Origin of the sequence: Streptomyces milbemycinicus, from assembly GCF_002154605.1 — a bacterium.
Lineage (GTDB): Bacteria > Actinomycetota > Actinomycetes > Streptomycetales > Streptomycetaceae > Streptomyces > Streptomyces milbemycinicus.
On the sequence record NZ_MUNE01001029.1, the window covers coordinates 1 to 3,098 of the forward strand.

General features: G+C 70.6%; 5 protein-coding genes and 1 pseudogene. 2 read left to right on the forward strand and 4 right to left on the reverse strand.

The genetic code is table 11. The features are described 5' to 3' along the window. Window positions 1-112 precede the first annotated feature (112 nt). Window positions 113-586 carry a type II 3-dehydroquinate dehydratase gene (gene aroQ / locus CCN51_RS50590; protein WP_014179849.1) on the forward strand — a complete coding sequence of 158 codons (474 nt, stop codon included), beginning with the start codon at window positions 113-115 and terminating at the stop codon, window positions 584-586. Between the two features lie 14 nt (window positions 587-600). Here the strand turns inward: aroQ and CCN51_RS50595 are convergent, their stop codons facing one another. Genes CCN51_RS50595 through CCN51_RS50605 form a run of 3 tightly spaced genes read right to left on the reverse strand, consistent with a single transcriptional unit; the run spans window position 601 to window position 2,202 of the window. Then, complete coding sequence (locus CCN51_RS50595) at window positions 601-978, reverse strand: roadblock/LC7 domain-containing protein (RefSeq protein WP_014179850.1); 378 nt, start codon at window positions 976-978, stop codon at window positions 601-603. Window positions 979-1,024: 46 nt separating this feature from the next. Then, a complete protein-coding gene (locus CCN51_RS50600) occupies window positions 1,025-1,843 on the reverse strand; it encodes a hypothetical protein (protein ID WP_043487646.1) in 819 nt (272 codons plus the stop codon). Then, window positions 1,840-2,202, reverse strand: coding sequence for a hypothetical protein (locus CCN51_RS50605; protein WP_014179852.1), 363 nt, complete (start codon window positions 2,200-2,202; stop codon window positions 1,840-1,842). The genes CCN51_RS50600 and CCN51_RS50605 overlap by 4 nt, the downstream gene beginning before the upstream one ends. Before the next feature lie 222 nt (window positions 2,203-2,424). Between CCN51_RS50605 and CCN51_RS50610 the strand changes: the two genes are divergently transcribed. Beyond that, on the forward strand, window positions 2,425-2,790 hold the full coding sequence (locus CCN51_RS50610; RefSeq protein WP_014179853.1) for a hypothetical protein: 366 nt from the start codon (window positions 2,425-2,427) through the stop codon (window positions 2,788-2,790). Window positions 2,791-2,904: 114 nt separating this feature from the next. Here the strand turns inward: CCN51_RS50610 and CCN51_RS50615 are convergent. Then, window positions 2,905-3,098, reverse strand: a pseudogene (locus CCN51_RS50615) (short-chain dehydrogenase); the annotation flags it as partial.

A 3,098-nucleotide genomic window follows, 5' to 3' on the forward strand; every position in this document is an offset into this window, starting at 1 on the left:
CCCCCGATCTGCTCGCCACCCTCAGCGAGATCGCCGAGGCCCGCCGCGCCACCGCCCCCGCCCTCGAAGGCGCCCGCCGCGCCCTCGGCCAACGAATCGGACACCTCTGACCATGACCGCCCACCGCCCCCGCGTCCTGCTGCTGCACGGCCCCAACCTCAACCTCCTCGGTGAGCGCGACCCCGCCACGTACGGGGCCACCACGCTGGAGCAGATCGAGGAGCGTACGACCGTGCTGGGGGAGGAGTTGGGCGCCGAGGTGCGGTGTGCGCAGAGCAACAGCGAGGGCGTGCTCATCGACCTCGTCCACCAGGCCCGCCACGACGACGGCATCATCTTCAACCCCGGTGCGTACGCGCACTACAGCTACGCGCTGCGGGACGCGGTGGACGCCGTGGCGGGGCTGGGCGTGCCCTGTATCGAGGTCCACATCTCCAATGTGCACGCCCGCGAGCCGTTCCGGCACACGTCGGTGACGGCGGCGGTGAGCCAGGGATACCTCTGCGGCCACGGCGTCTTCGGCTACGAACTGGCGCTGCGCGCCGTACTGAACCGCATCGAGGAGCGCCGCCGTACGGCGGAGTAGTCGGATACTGGCGGTCAGACCCCGAGATCCACGGACATCAGCGCGGCAAGGCGCTCGACGGTCGCGCGGGAGTTCACGTGGAGCCCGTCCAGGTCGAGCCCTTCGTCCCCCCTGACCGCCAGCAGCGCCTGCTCCCCGATGGCGTAGACGACCAGGTGCCCCGACTGCGCGCGGGTGACCACTTCGCGCAGCCCGCCGATGGCGACCTCCCCCGCGGTGCGCCGGGCGAGACCCAGCGAGGCGGCCGCGAGCGCCGCCACCGACTCGGCGTGGATCTCGTAGCTGTCGGCCGCCACGAGAAGGCCGTCCGCGGTGGCGATGAGGGTGTCGCTCACGCCAAGTACTTGTTCCCGCAGGTCTTTCAGCTCCTGGACCAGTCCTTCATCACTCACTAAGAGAACTCCTTGCGCGGTGTGCGGGGGGTTGTTGCTGCGGTATTCAGTTGGTGGTCGGGCGGCCGGTGCCCGGTCGGCGCCGGGGCAGGGCGGCGGGCGGCAGCGGGCCGGGCGGTACGGCGGCGGGGGCGCCCCCCTCCCGGGCAGGTGTCCTGATCGCGGCGCCCGCGGCCCCGGCCCCCGTGGGCGCGGGGGCGGGACGGCCGTCCAGCAGGCCGCGGGCGGTCATGGAGACGATGTCCGTGACGACGGCGAACGTGCCGCGCCCGACCAGAAAGGCGATGTCACGGGGCGTGTGCCTGCCGTTGGCATGCAGCAGGATGTCGCGGAAACGGGCGTTCGCCACGCCGCTCGGGGCGGCCCGGCCCGTCACCCGCTGCATCACCAACTGCTGTGGTGAGCCCCAGCGTTGGGACAGCTCGGACAGCCGACGGCGGTTCTCGCGCAGCAGATCCCGCGGATGCACCCCGGGCCGTACGGGAAGCGGAAGATGCACGGCTCCGGGCTCGGTCTGCCACCGCTCCGGCCGGTTCAGCGCCAGGGCGAAGGCCGCGTCGTACAGGGCGGAGACCGTGACCACCTCCAGCTCCGCCGCGCCGATCCCGGCGGTCGCCGTCAACTGCTCCGCCACCCGCTCCTCGGCGGCCCCGGCGGCGTACGCCGCGGACCACTCCCGCTCGGTGATCCGCCCCGACTTCAGCAACAGGGACTCGGGCCCCGGGGCCCCCGGGGTGACGATCCCCGCGATCAGCCCCTCGCGCAGATGCATGGCCCCCGCCGGGCTTCCCTCGATCCGCAGCACTCCGGTGAACCGTTGCTCACACAGGGCCGTCAACTCGCTCCGGAAGTCACTCATGCTCATGCGAACAAGTGCCGTGCGTGGTGGTCGATCTGACGGGCCGCCAATGCCAGGTTCGTGCTCTCCCTGGCCAGCGCGACCACCAGCAGCAGGGCATCGCCCCGCTCCCGGGGCACTACCCGGGTGACGTAGTGACACTCCGTGGTGGTCACCGTAATGTTCTCCAACTCCGCGTCTCCCGTTGCGGCTTCAAGCGTGTCCGAAACCGTACGGGCGTCGTCACAGGCCTGCGCGGCACGCGGCAGTGCCGAGCGATCACCGCTGAAGCCGTACTCCAGCCCCGTGGTGCCGTCCACCAGCATGGCGGCGCTGACTCCCTGCTCATCAAGCAAGTGGCGCATGGACATGGCCAGTTGGGACACCCGGCCCCCCTTCACTCCCGGAGGGCCGCGACGATACCGTTCGTTCACAATTTTGGCGAGAAAGAACTCGGCCGATCACAATCTGCGTAAAAATCGTCAACAGGTGTGCTTCCCTTGCACGTTACGTGTTGGCGCCCGCCGCCGCACGCGCTCTGCCGACCATCCTGCTCGCCATTCGCCGTACGGCGTGACGACCCGCCGAAGACCTCGAAGGAAGTGCTGATGAACCTTGAGACCGCTCTGAAGGAGGCCATGACGATCGACGGAGCCCTGGGGGTGGCCGTCGTCGATTACGAGAGCGGCATGACTCTGGGCACCGCCGGCGGCGGCAACGGCCTCGACCTGGAGCTGGCCGCGGCCGGCAACACCGAGGTCGTCCGGGCCAAGATCCGCACACTGGCCAGCCTGGAGCTCCGCGACACCATCGAGGACATCCTCATCACGCTGACCAGCCAATACCACCTCATCCGACCGCTCCAGCAGTCGAACGGCTCGCTCTTCCTGTACATCGCCCTGGACCGCCAGCGCGCGAACCTCGCCCTCGCGCGGCACAACCTGCGGAAGATCGAGCAGGGCCTGGAGATCTGAGCGGCGCGGCGCGGGACATCGGCTGCACAGGGCGCACCGGGCGGCCGGTGCGCCGCCGTACAGCGCTCGCTGCTCGTGTCCGTCAGGTCTGCCCGCAGCAGCGGAGGTGAGCCGTCAGCCCGCGAGTGCGTCGTACCGTACGCCCGTCAGCCGTTCCGACGCCGCCCACAGCCCTCGCCCCGCCTTGTCGTCCCGCGTCCACTTGGCGCGGGCCGATCGGGTGGGGGTGCCGCGCCACATTCCGAAGGGCGGGCCGAAGAAGTCGTCCTGGTGTACGTCGGGGGCGGTGGCGGCGTAGAGGGTGGGGA

Bases quoted from the DNA above. Each gene is read 5' to 3' on its own strand.
- aroQ (WP_014179849.1), top strand. From the start codon at position 113: ATGACCGCCCACCGCCCCCGCGTCCTGCTGCTGCACGGCCCCAACCTC.
- CCN51_RS50610 (WP_014179853.1), top strand. From the start codon at position 2,425: ATGAACCTTGAGACCGCTCTGAAGGAGGCCATGACGATCGACGGAGCC.
- CCN51_RS50600 (WP_043487646.1), bottom strand. From the start codon at position 1,843: ATGAGCATGAGTGACTTCCGGAGCGAGTTGACGGCCCTGTGTGAGCAA.